This window comes from Mycobacterium sp. Soil_C_30, assembly GCF_057656995.1.
The window spans coordinates 58,111-73,233 of the sequence record NZ_JBDGJH010000029.1 but is presented as its reverse complement, the minus strand read 5'-3'; the positions used below and the strand labels follow the sequence as shown (position 1 = coordinate 73,233).

At 67.8% G+C, this 15,123-nt stretch carries 19 protein-coding genes and 1 tRNA gene; 14 read left to right on the top strand and 6 right to left on the bottom strand.

Translation table 11 applies throughout. The features are described 5' to 3' along the window. Positions 1-45: 45 nt before the first annotated feature. Together AC3A6P_RS33190 and AC3A6P_RS33185 are read right to left on the bottom strand one after the other, a co-directional pair. Positions 46-2,025, bottom strand: coding sequence for an ATP-dependent DNA helicase (locus AC3A6P_RS33190; RefSeq protein WP_487696641.1), 1,980 nt, complete (start codon positions 2,023-2,025; stop codon positions 46-48). Between the two features lie 11 nt (positions 2,026-2,036). After that, positions 2,037-3,329 (bottom strand): nicotinate phosphoribosyltransferase, encoded by a 1,293-nt coding sequence (locus tag AC3A6P_RS33185; RefSeq protein WP_487696640.1) that lies wholly within the window; start codon positions 3,327-3,329, stop codon positions 2,037-2,039. 98 nt (positions 3,330-3,427) lie between these two features. Here AC3A6P_RS33185 and clpS point away from each other — a divergent pair, with 98 nt between their 5' ends. The 13 genes from clpS to AC3A6P_RS33120 all read left to right on the top strand — a co-directional run bounded on the left by clpS (position 3,428) and on the right by AC3A6P_RS33120 (position 12,334). Next, on the top strand, positions 3,428-3,730 hold the full coding sequence (gene clpS, locus AC3A6P_RS33180; protein WP_487696639.1) for an ATP-dependent Clp protease adapter ClpS: 303 nt from the start codon (positions 3,428-3,430) through the stop codon (positions 3,728-3,730). Positions 3,731-3,736: 6 nt separating this feature from the next. Next, positions 3,737-4,324 (top strand): oxidative stress transcriptional regulator AosR, encoded by a 588-nt coding sequence (gene aosR / locus AC3A6P_RS33175; protein WP_487696638.1) that lies wholly within the window; start codon positions 3,737-3,739, stop codon positions 4,322-4,324. Next, entirely contained in the window at positions 4,321-5,379 is a 1,059-nt protein-coding gene (locus AC3A6P_RS33170) for a P1 family peptidase (protein WP_487696637.1), read from the top strand. The genes aosR and AC3A6P_RS33170 overlap by 4 nt, the downstream gene beginning before the upstream one ends. A 3-nt stretch (positions 5,380-5,382) precedes the next feature. Then, positions 5,383-5,796 (top strand): M67 family metallopeptidase, encoded by a 414-nt coding sequence (locus AC3A6P_RS33165; protein ID WP_487696636.1) that lies wholly within the window; start codon positions 5,383-5,385, stop codon positions 5,794-5,796. 13 nt (positions 5,797-5,809) lie between these two features. Beyond that, positions 5,810-6,085, top strand: coding sequence for a MoaD/ThiS family protein (locus tag AC3A6P_RS33160; RefSeq protein ID WP_487696635.1), 276 nt, complete (start codon positions 5,810-5,812; stop codon positions 6,083-6,085). Then, positions 6,082-7,062 carry a cysteine synthase gene (locus AC3A6P_RS33155; protein WP_487696634.1) on the top strand — a complete coding sequence of 327 codons (981 nt, stop codon included), beginning with the start codon at positions 6,082-6,084 and terminating at the stop codon, positions 7,060-7,062. Before AC3A6P_RS33160 ends, AC3A6P_RS33155 begins: the two co-directional genes overlap by 4 nt. 76 nt (positions 7,063-7,138) lie before the next feature. Further along, positions 7,139-7,720 (top strand): rhomboid family intramembrane serine protease, encoded by a 582-nt coding sequence (locus AC3A6P_RS33150; RefSeq protein ID WP_487696663.1) that lies wholly within the window; start codon positions 7,139-7,141, stop codon positions 7,718-7,720. Beyond that, positions 7,717-8,538 carry a glutamate racemase gene (murI, locus tag AC3A6P_RS33145; RefSeq protein ID WP_487696633.1) on the top strand — a complete coding sequence of 274 codons (822 nt, stop codon included), beginning with the start codon at positions 7,717-7,719 and terminating at the stop codon, positions 8,536-8,538. Before AC3A6P_RS33150 ends, murI begins: the two co-directional genes overlap by 4 nt. Before the next feature lie 60 nt (positions 8,539-8,598). Continuing rightward, on the top strand, positions 8,599-9,372 hold the full coding sequence (locus AC3A6P_RS33140; protein ID WP_487696632.1) for a cyclic nucleotide-degrading phosphodiesterase: 774 nt from the start codon (positions 8,599-8,601) through the stop codon (positions 9,370-9,372). A gap of 98 nt (positions 9,373-9,470) precedes the next feature. Further along, complete coding sequence (rph, locus tag AC3A6P_RS33135) at positions 9,471-10,250, top strand: ribonuclease PH (protein WP_487696631.1); 780 nt, start codon at positions 9,471-9,473, stop codon at positions 10,248-10,250. An 8-nt stretch (positions 10,251-10,258) separates the two neighbouring features. Beyond that, entirely contained in the window at positions 10,259-10,870 is a 612-nt protein-coding gene (gene rdgB / locus AC3A6P_RS33130; protein ID WP_487696630.1) for an RdgB/HAM1 family non-canonical purine NTP pyrophosphatase, read from the top strand. Positions 10,871-10,894: 24 nt separating this feature from the next. Next, on the top strand, positions 10,895-11,791 hold the full coding sequence (locus AC3A6P_RS33125; RefSeq protein WP_487696629.1) for an MFS transporter: 897 nt from the start codon (positions 10,895-10,897) through the stop codon (positions 11,789-11,791). Between the two features lie 24 nt (positions 11,792-11,815). Then, a complete protein-coding gene (locus AC3A6P_RS33120; RefSeq protein ID WP_487696628.1) occupies positions 11,816-12,334 on the top strand; it encodes an MFS transporter in 519 nt (172 codons plus the stop codon). Here the strand turns inward: AC3A6P_RS33120 and AC3A6P_RS33115 are convergent. The 3 genes from AC3A6P_RS33115 to AC3A6P_RS33105 are packed head-to-tail and all read right to left on the bottom strand — an operon-like array spanning position 12,282 to position 13,733. Continuing rightward, positions 12,282-12,635 carry a DUF3817 domain-containing protein gene (locus AC3A6P_RS33115; RefSeq protein WP_487696627.1) on the bottom strand — a complete coding sequence of 118 codons (354 nt, stop codon included), beginning with the start codon at positions 12,633-12,635 and terminating at the stop codon, positions 12,282-12,284. The genes AC3A6P_RS33120 and AC3A6P_RS33115 overlap by 53 nt on opposite strands. Next, positions 12,632-13,018: a hypothetical protein gene (locus AC3A6P_RS33110; protein ID WP_487696626.1), complete on the bottom strand. Its 387-nt coding sequence runs from the start codon at positions 13,016-13,018 to the stop codon at positions 12,632-12,634. Before AC3A6P_RS33110 ends, AC3A6P_RS33115 begins: the two co-directional genes overlap by 4 nt. Before the next feature lie 37 nt (positions 13,019-13,055). After that, positions 13,056-13,733 (bottom strand): hypothetical protein, encoded by a 678-nt coding sequence (locus tag AC3A6P_RS33105; protein WP_487696625.1) that lies wholly within the window; start codon positions 13,731-13,733, stop codon positions 13,056-13,058. A gap of 67 nt (positions 13,734-13,800) precedes the next feature. On the opposite strand from AC3A6P_RS33105, the gene AC3A6P_RS33100 reads away from it, so the two are divergent. Beyond that, a tRNA-Leu gene (locus AC3A6P_RS33100) sits at positions 13,801-13,884 on the top strand. A gap of 26 nt (positions 13,885-13,910) precedes the next feature. Here the strand turns inward: AC3A6P_RS33100 and AC3A6P_RS33095 are convergent. Beyond that, positions 13,911-15,014, bottom strand: coding sequence for a GGDEF domain-containing protein (locus AC3A6P_RS33095; protein WP_487696624.1), 1,104 nt, complete (start codon positions 15,012-15,014; stop codon positions 13,911-13,913). Positions 15,015-15,123: the final 109 nt, after the last annotated feature.

The following is a 15,123-nucleotide window of genomic DNA, read 5'->3' as shown; positions in this document are numbered from 1 at the left end:
CGGGGTTGCCCCGTCCGGTGTTCGCCAGGATAGTGCGGGAGCGGGTCAGCCCGTGGTGCTGTCGAGACTCGCGCGCAGCCGGCTCAACGCCTGCCGGGCGGCGCCGGGGTCGGTGGTGGTCCAGAACGGAGGCAGCGACGCGCGCAGGTACCCGCCGTAGCGGGCGGTGGCCATCCTCGAGTCCAGGACGGCGACGACGCCGCGGTCGTCGGCGCGCCGCAGGAGCCGGCCTGCTCCCTGGGCCAGCAACAGCGCGGCGTGGTTGGCCGCCACCGCCATGAACCCGTTGCCACCTCGCGCTCCGATGGCGCGCTGGCGCGCCGTCAGCAGCGGGTCGTCGGGGCGCGGGAACGGGATGCGGTCGATCAGCACCAGCGACAGCGACGGCCCCGGCACGTCGACGCCCTGCCACAGCGACAGCGTGCCGAACAGCGACGTCGCCGGATCAGCGGCGAACTGTTCGATGAGTGCCGACATACCCTCTTCGCCCTGGCACAGCACCGGGGTGTCGAGCCGCTCGCGCATGGCCTCGGCGGTGGCGCGGGCGGCACGCATGGATGAGAAGAGCCCGAGGGTGCGACCGCCCAGTGCGGTGATCAGGCCTTCGATCTCGTCGAGTTGCTCGGCGGATCCCACACCGTCGCGACCCGGTGGCGGCAGGTGTTTGGCGATGTAGAGGATGCCGGACTTGGCGTGCTCGAACGGCGATCCCACGTCCAGTCCCCGCCACTTCGGCGCCTCGTCGCCGGCCAGCCCCCACGCGCCGGCCATCGCTTGGAAGTTGCCCCCCAGCGTCAAGGTGGCCGAGGTCAGCACCGCCGTGGACCGGGAGAACAACCGGGTGCGCAGGAGACCGGCCACCGACAGCGGGCCCACCCGCAGGATGGAACGCACCGAACCCCGGTTGTCCTCGCGGTCGAGCCAGACGATGTCCAGCCGCTCGGTCAGCGGCGGCTCGAACGAGGTGAGGATTCTGGTTGCGGTGTCGGCGATCTCGGTCAGCGCGGCGACTGCCTCGGTGCGCGCGGCCGCGGCCTGCGGATCCCGCGGTGCCGGGTCGATCGACTGCCGCGCGGCGCTGGCGGCATCGCGCAACGACGTCAGATACGTCGCGAGTTCGTCATCGAGGTGATCCATCCGGCCGGGTTCGGTGTCGTGGATCGCCGAGGAGAACACGGCCGCCGCCGCTTCGAGTCGCGAGGTCAGTTCGGGGCCCACCAGGCGGGTGGCGCGCCGCGTCGCGGCGCCCAGAGCGGCGGAGGTCAACTCACCGGTGGCCACACCGGTCACTCGGTCGACGAGTTCGTGGGCTTCGTCGACGACCAGCAGCTCGTGCTCGGGCAGCACGGCGGCATCGGCGATCGCGTCGATGGCCAGCAGCGCGTGGTTGGTCACCACCACATCCGCCAAACCGGCTTGGCCACGGGCTTTTTCGGAGAAGCACTCGGTGCCGAACGGGCACCGCTGCGCGCCGATGCACTCCCGGGCCGACACGCTGACCTGCGCCCAGGCCCGGTCGGACACACCGGGTTTCACTTCGTCGCGGTCGCCGCTGCGGGTCTCCGACGCCCACTCGGTGAGCCGGGCGACGTCGCGGCCCAGGGCGGAGGCCGCCATGGGTTCGAACAGCAGTTCCTGCGGCGGGGTGTCGGCATCGGTGCCCGCGGAACCGTTGTGGATCTTGTTCAGGCACACGTAGTTCGAGCGGCCTTTCAAGAGCGCGAAACTCGGCTCCCGTGGCAGCGACTCGGCCAGCGCGGCGCTGAGCCGGGGCAGATCCCGGTCGACCAGCTGGCGCTGCAAGGCGATGGTGGCGGTGGAGACCACCACCGGACCACGCTCGTCGGCGGCCTTGGCCAGCGCGGGCACCAGGTAGGCCAGCGATTTCCCGGTTCCGGTCCCGGCCTGCACGGCCAGGTGTTCGCCCTTGTCGAAGGCGCGCGACACCGCCTCGGCCATCTCGACCTGTCCGCTGCGCTCAGTCCCTCCGAGGGCGGATACCGCGAGCGCCAGCAGCTCGGTCACATCGAGCGTGCTCAGGGTGCGACGACCCGGGTCGAGATGGCCGGCTCACCCGCCGACAGTTTGAGGCCCTCCCACGGAATGCTGGTCAGTCCGGCGGCCACGCGGGCACGGGCCTCGGCCAGCTCGGTGGACGCCACGACGTCGCCGCCGCGGACCAGCGGCACCGTCAGCAACCGGCCTTCCTCGACGTCGGCGGGCGGAGTGTGCGCGGGGAAGATCACTTCTTCGACGATGGTGCCCGACGACCTGGCGTAGCGGACCGCCTGTTTGCGACCGCCATGGGATTCCTTGTGGCTGCTGCGTTTCTGCACCGGGATACCGTCGACCTCGACCAGCTTGTACACCATGCCCGCGGTGGGGGCGCCCGAGCCGGTGACCAGTGAGGTGCCGACGCCGTAACTGTCGACGGGCTCGGCGCGCAGCGCGGCGATGGAGTATTCGTCGAGATCGCCCGACAGCACGATCCTGGTGTTGGTGGCGCCCAGCGCGTCGAGCTGTGCCCGCGCCTGCCGGGCCAGCACACCCAGGTCACCGGAATCGATGCGCACCGCTCCCAGCTCGGTGCCGGCCGCGGCGATGGCGTTCTCGATACCGGTGGTGACGTCGTAGGTGTCCACCAGCAGGGTGGTGCTCACGCCCAGTGCGGCGACCTGGGCGCGGAAGGCAGCCAGCTCGTCGGAACCCTGGGCGGTGGTGTGCAGCATGGTGAAGGCATGTGCGCTGGTGCCCAGCGCCGGCACACCGTGCACCCGCTGGGCCTCCAGATTCGACGAGCCGTCGAACCCGGCGATGTAGGCGGCGCGGGCAGCGGCCACGGCCGCACGTTCGTGGGTGCGCCGCGAGCCCATCTCGATGAGGGTTCGGCCCTGGGCGGCGCTGACCATCCGGGCGGCGGCCGAGGCGATGGCGGCGTCGTGATTGAAGATCGACAGCGCCAGCGTCTCGAACAGCACGCATTCGGCGAAGCTGCCGTGGACCGAGAGCACGGGCGAGCCCGGAAAGTACAGCTCGCCCTCGGGGTAGCCGTCGATGTCGCCGGTGAACCGGAAGTCACGCAGATACAGCAGCGTGTCGGGATCGAGGAACTCCGAGAGCAGATCGAGGGCCTGTTGGTCAAAGGTGAACTCCGCCAACGCCTCCAGGAACCTGCCGGTGCCCGCGACCACGCCGTAGCGGCGACCCGGGGGCAGCCTGCGGGCGAACAGCTCGAAGCTGGTTCGGCGTTGCGCTGTACCGTCGCGCAGCGCAGCCGACAGCATGGTCAGCTCGTACTTGTCGGTCAGCAGCGCCACCGTCACGGCCATTACGCTAACGTCCGAGCGCCGGTTCCCGTTTACGGGTATCACAAGCGTGTCCGTGAGGCCGGTTACCCGCGCCTGCCGCCCTCGGTATCCTCATAGCCATGGCTTCGCCAGCATCGACCAAACCGGGGTCTGTCGGGCAGCGGCATGGCGACACCGTGGATTCGACACAACGGCCCTGGGTGACGATCGTCTGGGATGACCCGGTCAACCTGATGAACTACGTCACCTACATCCTGCAGAAGCTGTTCGGGTACTCCGAACCCAAAGCCACCGAGTTGATGCTGCAGGTGCACAACGAGGGCAAGGCGGTGGTGTCGTCGGGCACGCGGGAATCCATGGAGGTCGACGTCTCGAAGCTGCACGCCGCCGGGCTGTGGGCCACCATGCAGCAGGACCGCTGACGGACGGTGCGCAAATGGAAGCGAGTGGACACCGCTGACGGTCCCCGGTTTCGGTCCGCCCTCGACCCGCATGAAGCCGCGTTGCTGCAGAACATGGTGACCTCGCTGGTGGGCATGCTCGACGAGCGGGAATCGTCGTCGCCCAGCGACGAACTCGAACAGATCACCGGGATGCGCACCGGACACACCGCAGCCCCCGAGGACGCCACGCTGGGACGTCTGCTGCCGGACTTCTTCCGTCCGCAGAACGACCACCCGGCCGGCTCGGCGGCCGCCGAGAGTTTGAACAGCGCGCTGCGCAGCCTGCATGAACCGGACATCATCGACGCGAAACGTCAAGCAGCGCAACGTTTGTTGGACACCTGCCCGCAGGGTGGCGGTCGCTTCGAGCTCTCCGAGGACGACGCGTTCGCGTGGGTGGCCTCGGTGAACGACGTCCGGCTGGCGCTGGGCACCATGCTCGACATCGGTCCGGGCGGGCCCGACTCGTTGCCGCCGGGTCATCCGATGGCCGGGCACCTGGACGTCTATCAATGGCTGACCGTGCTGCAGGAGTATCTGGTGCTGAGCCTGATGGGCAAGAGCACGCGATGACGGGGTCGATCACCGACGTCGCCGGCATCCTGGTGGGCAACCACCACAAACTCGATCCCGACGCCACGCTCGGATCCGGCTGGGCCGTCGGCACCACCGTGATCGTCACCCCACCCGGCACGGTCGGGGCCGTCGATGTGCGCGGCGGGGCTCCCGGCAGCCGGGAGACCGACCTCCTGGAACCGGCGAACAGTGTGCGCTACGTGGACGCTGTGTTGCTCACCGGTGGCAGCGCGTACGGGCTGGCCGCTGCCGATGGCGTGATGCACTGGCTCGAGGAGCAGGGCCGCGGTGTCGCCATGGACGGCGGTGTGGTGCCGATCGTGCCCGGGGCGGTGATCTTCGATCTGCCGGTGGGGGGCTGGCAGTGCCGTCCCACCGCTGAATTCGGCTATGCCGCCGCGGCGGCCGCCGGGATCGATTTCGAACTGGGCACCGCCGGCGCCGGCGTCGGAGCCCGCGCCGGGGTTCTCAAAGGCGGTCTGGGAACCGCATCGGTGACGCTGCCGGGACTCGGCGTGACGGTCGGCGCCGTCGTTGCCGTCAACGCGGCGGGCAACGTCGTCGACCCCGAGACCGGGCTGCCCTGGATGGCGCATCTGATCAGGGCGTTCGGCCTGGTGACACCACCGGCTGAGCAGGTGGCCGCGCTCGCCGACCTCGACCGCGAGAAGGGGCCGCTCAACACCACCATCGCGGTGGTGGCCACCGACGCGGCATTGAGCCCGGCGGCCTGTCAGCGCATGGCCGTCGCCGCGCACGACGGTCTGGCGCACAGCATCCGCCCGGCTCACACACCCATCGACGGTGACACGGTGTTCGCGCTGGCCACCGGTGCCATCGAGGTGCCGCCGGACCCGGCCACCCCGGCTTCCATGTCACCGGAGACCAAATTGGTGGCCGCCATCGGCGCCGCCGCGGCCGACTGTCTGGCTGTGGCCGTGCTCACTGGAGTGCTGGCCGCTGAGCCCATCGCCGGAATACCGACCTACCGTGGCATGTTGCCCGGAGCGTTCGGTATCGGGGCGACGGGGAATGTTCACGAGGGAGTTTGAGAGTTGTTGACGATCCGTGCCGACCTGGTCGACGCGATGGTGGCGCACGCTCGCGCCGATCATCCCGACGAAGCGTGCGGTGTCCTGGCGGGCCCCGAAGGGGCCGACCGGCCGGAGCGGCACGTACCGATGGTGAACGCGGAGCGTTCGCCGACGTTCTACCGATTCGATTCCGGGGAACAGCTCAAAGTGTGGCGCGCCATGGACGATGCGGACGAGGTCCCGGTCGTCATCTACCACTCCCACACGGCCACCGAGGCATATCCGAGCCGCACCGACATCTCGTATGCCTCCGAGCCCGACGCCCACTACGTGCTGGTGTCCACCCGGGACCCTGAAAAGCACGAGCTGCGCAGCTACCGGATCCTCGACGGGGTGGTCACCGAGGAACCCGTCAACATCGTCAGTCAGTACTAGGAAGGCCCAACCCATGTCTGTTTCCGTGTCGATCCCCACGATCCTGCGCACCCACACCGGCGGTGAGAAGCGCGTCACCGCCGACGGTGCCACCCTGCAGGCCGTGATCAGCGACCTCGAGGCCAACTACTCCGGGATCTCCGAGCGCCTGGTGGACAACGGCAAGCTGCACCGGTTCGTCAACATCTACGTCAATGACGAGGACGTGCGCTTCTCGGGCGGACTGGACACCGCGATCTCCGACGGCGACTCGGTCACCATCTTGCCCGCTGTCGCTGGTGGGGCATGAGATACAACTCGCTGCTCGAGTCCGTTGGTGACACCCCGATCGTCGGGCTGCAGCGGCTGTCGCCGCGGTGGGACGATTCGGACCCGGCAACTGGGGGAGGCCCGCACGTGCGGTTGTGGGCCAAGCTCGAAGACCGCAACCCCACCGGGTCCATCAAGGACCGGCCCGCGCTGCGGATGATCGAACAGGCCGAACGGGACGGTCTGGTCAAACCTGGTGACACCATCCTGGAACCCACCAGCGGCAACACCGGGATCTCGTTGGCCATGGCCGCCCGTCTCAAGGGTTACCACCTGATCTGCGTCATGCCGGAGAACACCTCCATCGAGCGGCGTCAGATCTTGGAGCTCTACGGAGCGCAGATCATCTTCAGCCCCGCCGAGGGCGGCTCCAACACTGCCGTCGCCACCGCCAAGAAGCTTGCTGCGGAACATCCGGACTGGGTGATGCTCTACCAGTACGGCAACCCGGCGAACGCCGACGCGCACTATTACGGCACCGGCCCGGAGATCGTGGCCGACCTGCCCGAGATCACCCACTTCGTCGCGGGCCTGGGCACCACCGGGACGTTGATGGGCACCGGCCGTTACCTGCGCGAGCACGTCCCAGGCGTGCAGATCGTGGCGGCCGAGCCCCGGTACGGCGAAGGGGTGTACGCACTGCGCAACATCGACGAGGGCTTCGTGCCGGAGCTCTATGACCCCGAGGTGTTGACCACCCGGTATTCGGTGGGCGCGTTCGAAGCGGTCAAACGGACCCGGGAGTTGGTGCAGGTCGAAGGGATCTTCGCCGGGATCTCCACCGGAGCGATCCTGCACGCCGCGCTCGGTATGGGCGCCAAGGCGCTCAAAGCGGGGGAGCGCGCCGACATCCTGTTCACGGTGTGCGATGCCGGCTGGAAGTATCTGTCGACCGGGGCGTACGCCGGTAGCCTGGACGAAGCCGAAGACGCTTTGGAAGGGCAGCTATGGGCTTGATCTTCGCAACGGTGTCCATGTGAACCAGCCACTCGGATACACCCAGCAACCACAACCGAAGAAACGCCCACCCTGGATGGTGGGCGGCGCGACGGTCATCTCGTTCGTCGTGCTGCTCTACGTCATCGAGCTGTGGGATCAGCTGTCGGGACACACCCTGGACCGCAACGGGATTCGGCCGCTGGAGACCGACGGTCTCAAAGGCATCATCTTCGCCCCGCTGTTGCACGCCGACTGGCAGCATCTGGTGGCCAACACCGCGCCGGCCCTGGTGCTCGGGTTCCTGGTGTCGTTGGCCGGGATGTCGCGCTTCGTCTGGGCCACCGCCATCATCTGGATCCTGGGTGGGGTGGGGACCTGGTTGATCGGTGACCTGGGGTCGGCCTACGAGACCAACCACATCGGCGCCTCCGGGCTGATCTTCGGCTGGCTGACCTTCCTGTTGGTGTTCGGCTTCTTCGTCCGCAGTGCCGTGCAGATCACCATCGGCATTGTCGTGCTGTTCGTCTACGGCGGCATCCTGTGGGGTGTGCTGCCCGGGACGTTCGGAGTGTCCTGGCAAGGCCATCTGTGCGGTGCCGTCGCGGGCGTCATCGCGGCGTACCTGCTGTCCAAGCCGGAACGGGAAGCACGACAGAACAAGCGTCTGACGCGGTGAGCGACCCGTCCTCGCCGGTCGGGGTGTTCGACTCGGGCGTCGGTGGATTGACCGTCGCGCGGTCGATCATCGACCAGTTGCCCGACGAGAACATGATCTACGTCGGTGACACCGGCAACGGGCCGTACGGCCCGCTGTCCATCGCGCAGATCCGGGCCCACGCCCTGGCCATCATGGACGACCTCGTCGACCGCGGGGTCAAGGCGTTGGTGATCGCCTGCAACTCAGCGTCGTCGGCGTGTCTTCGGGATGCCCGCGAGCGTTACGACGTCCCTGTCATCGAGGTCATCCTGCCCGCGGTGCGGCGGGCGGTCGCCACCACCCGCACGGGGCGCATCGGCGTCATCGGTACCCAGGCCACCATCACCTCGCACGCCTACCAGGATGCGTTCGCCGCGGCGCGCGACACCGAGATCACCGCGGTGGCCTGCCCCCGGTTCGTCGATTTCGTCGAACGCGGAGTCACCAGCGGGCGGCAGGTGCTCGGGCTCGCCGAGGGTTACCTCGAGCCGCTGCAGCGCGCCGATGTCGACACCCTGGTGCTGGGATGCACGCACTATCCCTTGCTGTCCGGCCTCATCCAGTTGGCGATGGGTGACCACGTGACCTTGGTGTCCAGTGCCGAGGAGACCGCCAAGGACCTGCTGCGGGTGCTGACCGAACAGGATCTGCTGCGCCCTCACGAGGAGGGCCCGGCGGCGCTCAAATTCGAGGCCACCGGCGATCCTGACGCGTTCACCGGATTGGCCGCGCGTTTTCTCGGACCAGCGGTCACCGGCGTTGCTCCAGTGCAACGGCACGCGGCCACCCGAGGCTGATTTTCTGCGAATCCGATGCGGTGATGTTTTCATCGGGGTGATACCGGGCATGGCAAGCTAGTGACCGTGCGAATCACCGTGCTCGGCTGCTCCGGCAGTGTGGTGGGCCCTGATTCGCCCGCGTCCGGGTACTTACTCAACGCCCCTGACACCCCGCCCCTGGTGATCGATTTCGGCGGCGGCGTGCTCGGCGCCCTGCAGCGGTACGCAGATCCGGGCGAGGTGAACATCCTGCTGTCGCATCTGCACGCGGACCATTGCCTTGATCTACCCGGCCTCTTCGTCTGGCGGCGGTATCACCCGAACCCGCCGGTGGGGCGCAAGTTGATGTACGGCCCGAGTGACACCTGGTCGCGGCTGGGCGGCGCATCGTCGCCGGAGGGCACCGAGGTCGACGATTTCAGCGACATCTTCGACGTGCATCAGTGGGTCGACGGGCAGTCGGTGGAGTTCGGCGCGCTGACGGTGCAGCCGCGGCTGGTGTCACACCCCACCGAGTCCTACGGCATGCGGTTCACCCACTCGTCCGGTGCGGTGCTGGTCTACAGCGGCGACACCGGGATCTGTGATTCGGTGATCGAGCTGGCCCGCGACGCCGATGTGTTTCTGTGCGAAGCATCGTGGACCCACGCGCCCGATCGGCCCGAGGCCGTCCATCTGTCGGGCACCGAGGCCGGTCAGATCGCGACGAAGGCCAACGTGTCTGAGCTGTTGCTGACCCACATCCCGCCGTGGACGTCGCGCGAGGACGTCATCAGTGAAGCCAAGGCGGAGTTCGACGGCCCGGTGCGGGCCGTGGTGTGCGGCGAGACGTTCGACGTCCGAGTCGCCTGATCCTTGGGTCCGGGCGCACCGGCTCGACCATTTTGTAGCGGTGCCCGCTCTCCCCGGCTCCTTCGTCGCCGCCTCGGCGACACCGATAGGGTTGCCTGATGTCGAGTCGCGAAGACGGCCGCCGTGACGACGAGTTGCGGCCCGTGGTCCTCACCCGTGGATTCACCTCGCACCCCGCCGGTTCGGTGTTGGTCGAGTTCGGCGAGACCCGGGTCATGTGCACTGCCAGCGTCACCGAAGGTGTGCCCCGGTGGCGCAAGGGTTCGGGGCTGGGTTGGCTGACCGCCGAGTACGCCATGCTGCCTGCGGCCACGCACACCCGCTCCGACCGTGAGTCGGTCAAGGGCCGGGTCGGCGGTCGCACGCAGGAGATCAGCCGGTTGGTCGGCCGGTCGCTGCGAGCCTGTATCGACCTGCGGTCGCTGGGGGAGAACACCATCGCCATCGACTGCGATGTGCTGCAGGCCGACGGTGGTACCCGCACCGCGGCCATCACCGGGGCCTACGTCGCGTTGGCCGATGCCGTCACCTACCTGGGCGCGGCGGGCAAGCTGTCGGATCCCCGGCCGCTGTCGTGCGCCATCGCGGCGGTGAGCGTCGGCGTGGTCGACGGCCGGGTGCGCGTCGACCTGCCCTACACCGAGGACTCGCGCGCGGAGGTCGACATGAACGTCGTCGCCACCGACACCGGCACGCTCGTCGAGGTTCAGGGCACCGGCGAAGGCGCGACGTTCCCGCGCTCCACCCTGGACAAGCTGCTCGACGCCGCGCTGGGTGCATGCGACCAGCTGTTCGCCATCCAGTCGAAGGCCCTCGAGCTGCCGTACCCGGGTGAGCTTCCGGAGGGGCCGGCCCCCAAGAAGGCGTTCGGAAGCTGACGCAGCGGATGTCTCGGATCCTGGTTGCCTCGCGAAACGCCAAGAAGCTGGCCGAACTACAGCGCATTCTCGACGGCGCGGGTATCACCGGCATCGAGCTGGTGTCGCTCGCCGATGTCCCGCCGTATGACGAAGCTCCGGAGACCGGCGCGACCTTCGAGGAGAACGCGCTGGCCAAAGCGCGTGACGGTTTCGCCGCCACCGGATTGCCGTGTGTGGCCGACGATTCCGGGATCTCCGTGGATGCGCTGAACGGTATGCCCGGGGTGCTGTCGGCGCGCTGGTCGGGCCGGCACGGCGACGATCCGGCCAACACGGCTCTGCTGTTGGGTCAGCTGGCCGACGTGCCTGCCGACCGCCGTGGTGCGGCGTTCGTGTCGGCCTGCGCTCTGGTGTGGCAAGACGGCGAAACCGTGGTGCGCGGTGAGTGGCCGGGAACCGTGGCCCACGCGCCGCGCGGGGACGGCGGGTTCGGGTACGACCCGGTGTTCGTGCCCGTGGGTTCGGATCGTTCGGCGGCAGAGCTGACGCCGGCGGAGAAGGACGCCGCGTCACATCGTGGCCGCGCCTTGGTGCAGCTGCTGCCGGTCCTGGCGGACCTGGCCCAAAAGAATCGATAGCCTATCTAAGGTAGAGTCCGGGTGATGCCCCGGTCTTCGCATCCCGGCGTTCTGATCGCCGCGCTCTGTCTGGCCGGTATCGGCGTTTCGTTGATGCAGACCCTGATGATTCCCGTCATTCCGGAACTGCCCCGCCTGCTCGACACCAGTGCCGACAATGCGAGCTGGGCCATCACCGCCACCTTGTTGGTGGCCGCGGTCGCGACACCGATGTTCGGGCGCCTCGGCGACATGTACGGCCCACAACGGGTTCTCGTGGTGTGTGCGGTGCTACTGACGTGTGGTGCTCTGGTCGCGGCGACGTCCACGTCGCTGTTGCCGCTGATCATCGGTCGCGGACTGCAGGGCTTCGGCATGCCGATCATCCCGCTGGGCATCAGTGTGCTCAGGGCGAGTGTGCCCGCCGATCGGGTCGGCTCGGCGATGGGCATGATGAGCTCGTCGCTCGGAGTCGGTGGCGCACTTGGTCTTCCGCTGGGAGCCGTGATTGCCGAGAACCTGAACTGGCATGCGCTGTTCTGGTTCGCCACCGGACTCGGTGTGGTTTGCGTCGTGGTGTTCCTGACGATGGTCCCGCATGTCCCGGCGACTGCCCGCGACCGCTTCGATCCGCTCGGGGCGCTGCTGCTGGCGGCCGGGCTGGTGTGCTTGTTGCTGCCGATCTCCAAGGGGGGCGCGTGGGGGTGGACAAGCCCCACGACGGTGTCGCTGTTCGGTGCCTCCGCGGTGATCCTCGCGCTGTTCGGCCTGTGGCAACTGCGTTTTCCGTCACCGATCGTCGATCTCCGCACCACCGCGCGGCTGCCTGTTCTGACCACGAACATCGCCTCGGTCGGCGTCGGTGTCTCGCTCTACGGCATCTCGCTGGTGGCGCCGCAGATCCTCGAGCTGCCTCGCGAAACCGGGTACGGCCTCGGTTAATCCGTCCTGCACGCCGGGCTGTGGATGGCCCCCGGTGGCCTGGCGATGATGTTCGCCTCCAACATCGCGGCCCGGGTGGCGGCCAGACGTGGCCCGAAGTTCACGCTGGTGCTCGGTTGCCTGATCGTCGCCGCCGGCTACCTCACCGGATTCGTGCTCGTCACCAGCGCGCCCGGGGTCATGGTGATGAACATCGTGGTGAGCGTCGGCGTCGGCTTCGCCTTCTCCTCGCTGCCCGCGCTGATCAATGCCGCGGTGCCCGTGTCGGAAACCGCGGCAGCCAACGGGATCAACTCGCTGGCGCGGGCGTTGGGAACGTCACTGTCCAGCGCGGTGATCGGAGCGATCCTCGGCGGTATGACGATGGCCTACGCCGGGCGGGAGATCCCGACGGAGAACGCCCTGCACTTCGCGCTCGGGTTCGTCACCTGCGCCGCCGTCGTCGCCGCGCTACTGGCGCTGCTGATCCCGAAAGCGGCGGCGCCGGATCTCAGAGATCGAAGCGCGCCTTCAATGCCTTCGTCTGTTTCTGCTCGACGATGATGCCGAGGAGCGGGATGGTGCCGGCCAGCAGGATGCCCACCGTCTTGCCCAGCGGCCACCGCACCTTCACCGCCAGGTTGGCCGCGAACAACAGGTAGATGAAGTAGGCCCAGCCGTGCACGATCGCGATCCAGTTCCACCGTTCATCGCCGAAGCCGTACTTCATCACCATCTCGAAGCACAGGGCGATCAGCCACAGACCCGTCACCCACGCCAGCACCCGGTATCCCGTCAGCGCCTTGCGGATCTGATCGACAGGAGCCGTCACGATCGGGGCGTCGGGGGTGTTGGGAGCGGTCATGCGGTGGTCCTGTCCTGTTTCTCGTTGTCACCCTTGGCCAGCTCGGCCAGGTAAGCGTTGTACTCGCGGAGGGCGGGGTCGTCGGAGTCCTTGTCGGCCTCGGCCGACTTGGGACGCTCCGGCAGCAGACCCTCGGGAATCTCGGTCAAGTCGGTGGTCGACTTCTGCTCGGGCGGCGCCGCCTCCAGCACCACGAACTTGCGGTAGGCGTACACGCAGAACCCGGCGAAGAACGGCCACTGCAGCGCGTAGCCCAGGTTCTGGAAAGTGCCCGATGCCGACTCGTAGCGGGTCCACTGCCACCAGCCCAGAGCAAGGCAGCCGCAGGCAGCGACGATGACGAGCGCTATCAGCGCCCATCTCCGACGCTGTGTAGTGGGCATGCTTAGACGGTACCGCGATCGCCATTGCCACTGGTAATCAGCATTTCGGTCCGATGAACTCGTCGAGCCGCGCGGTGTCGGCCTTGCGGTACACGGCGATCATGTAGCGGCTGTTCTGCGTCCAGTGGATGCCCAGCATGTCGAGTGCCCAGCAGAACAGGCCGCGGATATCTTCGGAGTGATTAGTGAAGTGGTAGCGCACGCTGGCGACGCCGCGGTCGTTGGCCACCACGCGACAGCCGTCACTCTCGATGAGGCCGCGGATTGCGCGGAGGTGCTTCTTGCCCGGGCCATGCTGAGGTAGAAGGCATGGCCAATGCGCCGAGTAGAGATTGACCTCGACCCAGTTCCCGGCACAGGCCTGGACTGCCGCTCGTTGTCCTCGCATCACCGCGTCGATCGCGTCGCGGCACCGCTGGATGATGGCTGGGTACTTCGCGTCGAGTGCGATGCGCAGTTTCCAGACCTGTCGAGCCCGCGAGATGCATCCATCACCGAGGTACATGGCCAGGAGGTAGGCGTAGGGAGCCGCGGGCAATCCGGAGAAATCGTGATCGCAGATACCTGAATCCATCCGTCGTCGGCGGATACCTCGCTCTTGCCTCCAGTCGCGGATAGTGGGCCGTGGAATACCGGTTGCGCGCGAAATCGCGCAGTCATTCATGCCGGCGGCAATGAGCCTGTGCACGGCTTCGTATTCGTCGTGTGACCGCATGACTCAACGTATTCGCGGGCACCGACAAGTTCTCCGCCATAGAAAGGCGGTACGATCACACCCGCTTGCGGGCGTGGCGGAATTGGCAGACGCCATGGCTTTAGGTGCCATTGTCCGGAAGGACGTGGGGGTTCGAGTCCCCCCGCCCGCACTCACAAGGGGAGCAGTTGTCCGCGGCTAGCTCACCGAATCCTCGGCACAGTGGTGTGCCACTTGGTTCCCGCCATTGCGTTTCGCGCGGTACATCGCGGCATCGGCGTCGGCGGTGAGACGGGCGATCAGCGCCTGGTGGCTGGCGTCGTCGTTGTGGTCCAGCGGAGCGCTCGCCGTGCCGACACTGGCGGTGATCTTGACGGGCAGCGCGGCGATGGCATCGCAGATCCGTTGTGCCAGCCGGTCGGGTTCGCGGTGCGCCGACACGTGCGCGATCAGGAACTCCTCGCCGCCGCTGCGGGCAAGCACGTCGGCCTTGGCGGTGCTGGCTCGTAACGCGTGCGCCACTCGCACCAGCGCGCGGTCACCCGCCAGATGCCCGTGTGTGTCGTTCAGCGCTTTGAAACTGTCCAGATCGACCATGACCACGGTCAGGCAGACATCCGCGGCGTCGCGGGCCACTACCAGCCCGAGGGTCTTGTGTTCGAACGATCGGCGGTTGAACAACCCGGTCAGTGGATCGCGGTCCGAGTGCAGTAGATCCACGCCCAACGCGTTCACCAGCGCCCGGATGGCCAGCGGCATGGCGATGTTGATCTGCAGCACCAACAACAGATCCACCACCCCCAGCACCGGATGGCCCGACAGCGCCAGTCGCAGAGCCAGAGCCGACCCCACGGTCGCCGCGACCGCGAAGTTGTAGAGCACCACCCGGGTGGAGTGGAAGAAGGCGAAGTAGGCGCCGATCACGGCGAACGCATTACAGCCGATCAGGGCAGCGATCGGCTGGGGGTGCGCCAGGCAGGCCAGGGCGATGGCCAGACTGGACGTCAGACCGAACAGCATCGACTGCCGTTCGGTGGGCCAGCGCCAGATCCACAGCAGCGCCGACGCCAGGCCACCCGCGATCGCGAGCCAGGTCATGGCGACGGGCACGGTTCCGCGGGCCCCGTCGGGGCTCAGCAGCAGGGCCACCAGACACAGCGCCATCGAGCCGGCGATGCTGCCCATCATGATGCGCGCGGCTCCGCTCATACCGCGGGCGTGGAGGTAGCCGCTGAGCCAGTCGTAATGATCGGGGCGCTGCTGCCACCGACCGGGCTGCCACCACCGGTTCGACCACCGCATCGTCACTCCCTGGGCCAGCTACCGAACTCACAGCAGCAAAGAACCCGAGAGTACCAAGCAAAGACAGCGATGCAGGTCGGAAGCCTTTGTAGGGCAAGCTGGCTACGGG

Bases quoted from the DNA above. Each gene is read 5' to 3' on its own strand.
- AC3A6P_RS33185 (WP_487696640.1), bottom strand. From the start codon at position 3,329: ATGGCCGTGACGGTGGCGCTGCTGACCGACAAGTACGAGCTGACCATG.
- clpS (WP_487696639.1), top strand. From the start codon at position 3,428: ATGGCTTCGCCAGCATCGACCAAACCGGGGTCTGTCGGGCAGCGGCAT.
- AC3A6P_RS33170 (WP_487696637.1), top strand. From the start codon at position 4,321: ATGACGGGGTCGATCACCGACGTCGCCGGCATCCTGGTGGGCAACCAC.
- AC3A6P_RS33160 (WP_487696635.1), top strand. From the start codon at position 5,810: ATGTCTGTTTCCGTGTCGATCCCCACGATCCTGCGCACCCACACCGGC.
- AC3A6P_RS33155 (WP_487696634.1), top strand. From the start codon at position 6,082: ATGAGATACAACTCGCTGCTCGAGTCCGTTGGTGACACCCCGATCGTC.
- AC3A6P_RS33150 (WP_487696663.1), top strand. From the start codon at position 7,139: ATGGTGGGCGGCGCGACGGTCATCTCGTTCGTCGTGCTGCTCTACGTC.
- rph (WP_487696631.1), top strand. From the start codon at position 9,471: ATGTCGAGTCGCGAAGACGGCCGCCGTGACGACGAGTTGCGGCCCGTG.
- rdgB (WP_487696630.1), top strand. From the start codon at position 10,259: ATGTCTCGGATCCTGGTTGCCTCGCGAAACGCCAAGAAGCTGGCCGAA.
- AC3A6P_RS33125 (WP_487696629.1), top strand. From the start codon at position 10,895: ATGCCCCGGTCTTCGCATCCCGGCGTTCTGATCGCCGCGCTCTGTCTG.
- AC3A6P_RS33120 (WP_487696628.1), top strand. From the start codon at position 11,816: ATGGCCCCCGGTGGCCTGGCGATGATGTTCGCCTCCAACATCGCGGCC.
- AC3A6P_RS33115 (WP_487696627.1), bottom strand. From the start codon at position 12,635: ATGACCGCTCCCAACACCCCCGACGCCCCGATCGTGACGGCTCCTGTC.
- AC3A6P_RS33110 (WP_487696626.1), bottom strand. From the start codon at position 13,018: ATGCCCACTACACAGCGTCGGAGATGGGCGCTGATAGCGCTCGTCATC.
- AC3A6P_RS33105 (WP_487696625.1), bottom strand. From the start codon at position 13,733: ATGCGGTCACACGACGAATACGAAGCCGTGCACAGGCTCATTGCCGCC.
- AC3A6P_RS33095 (WP_487696624.1), bottom strand. From the start codon at position 15,014: ATGCGGTGGTCGAACCGGTGGTGGCAGCCCGGTCGGTGGCAGCAGCGC.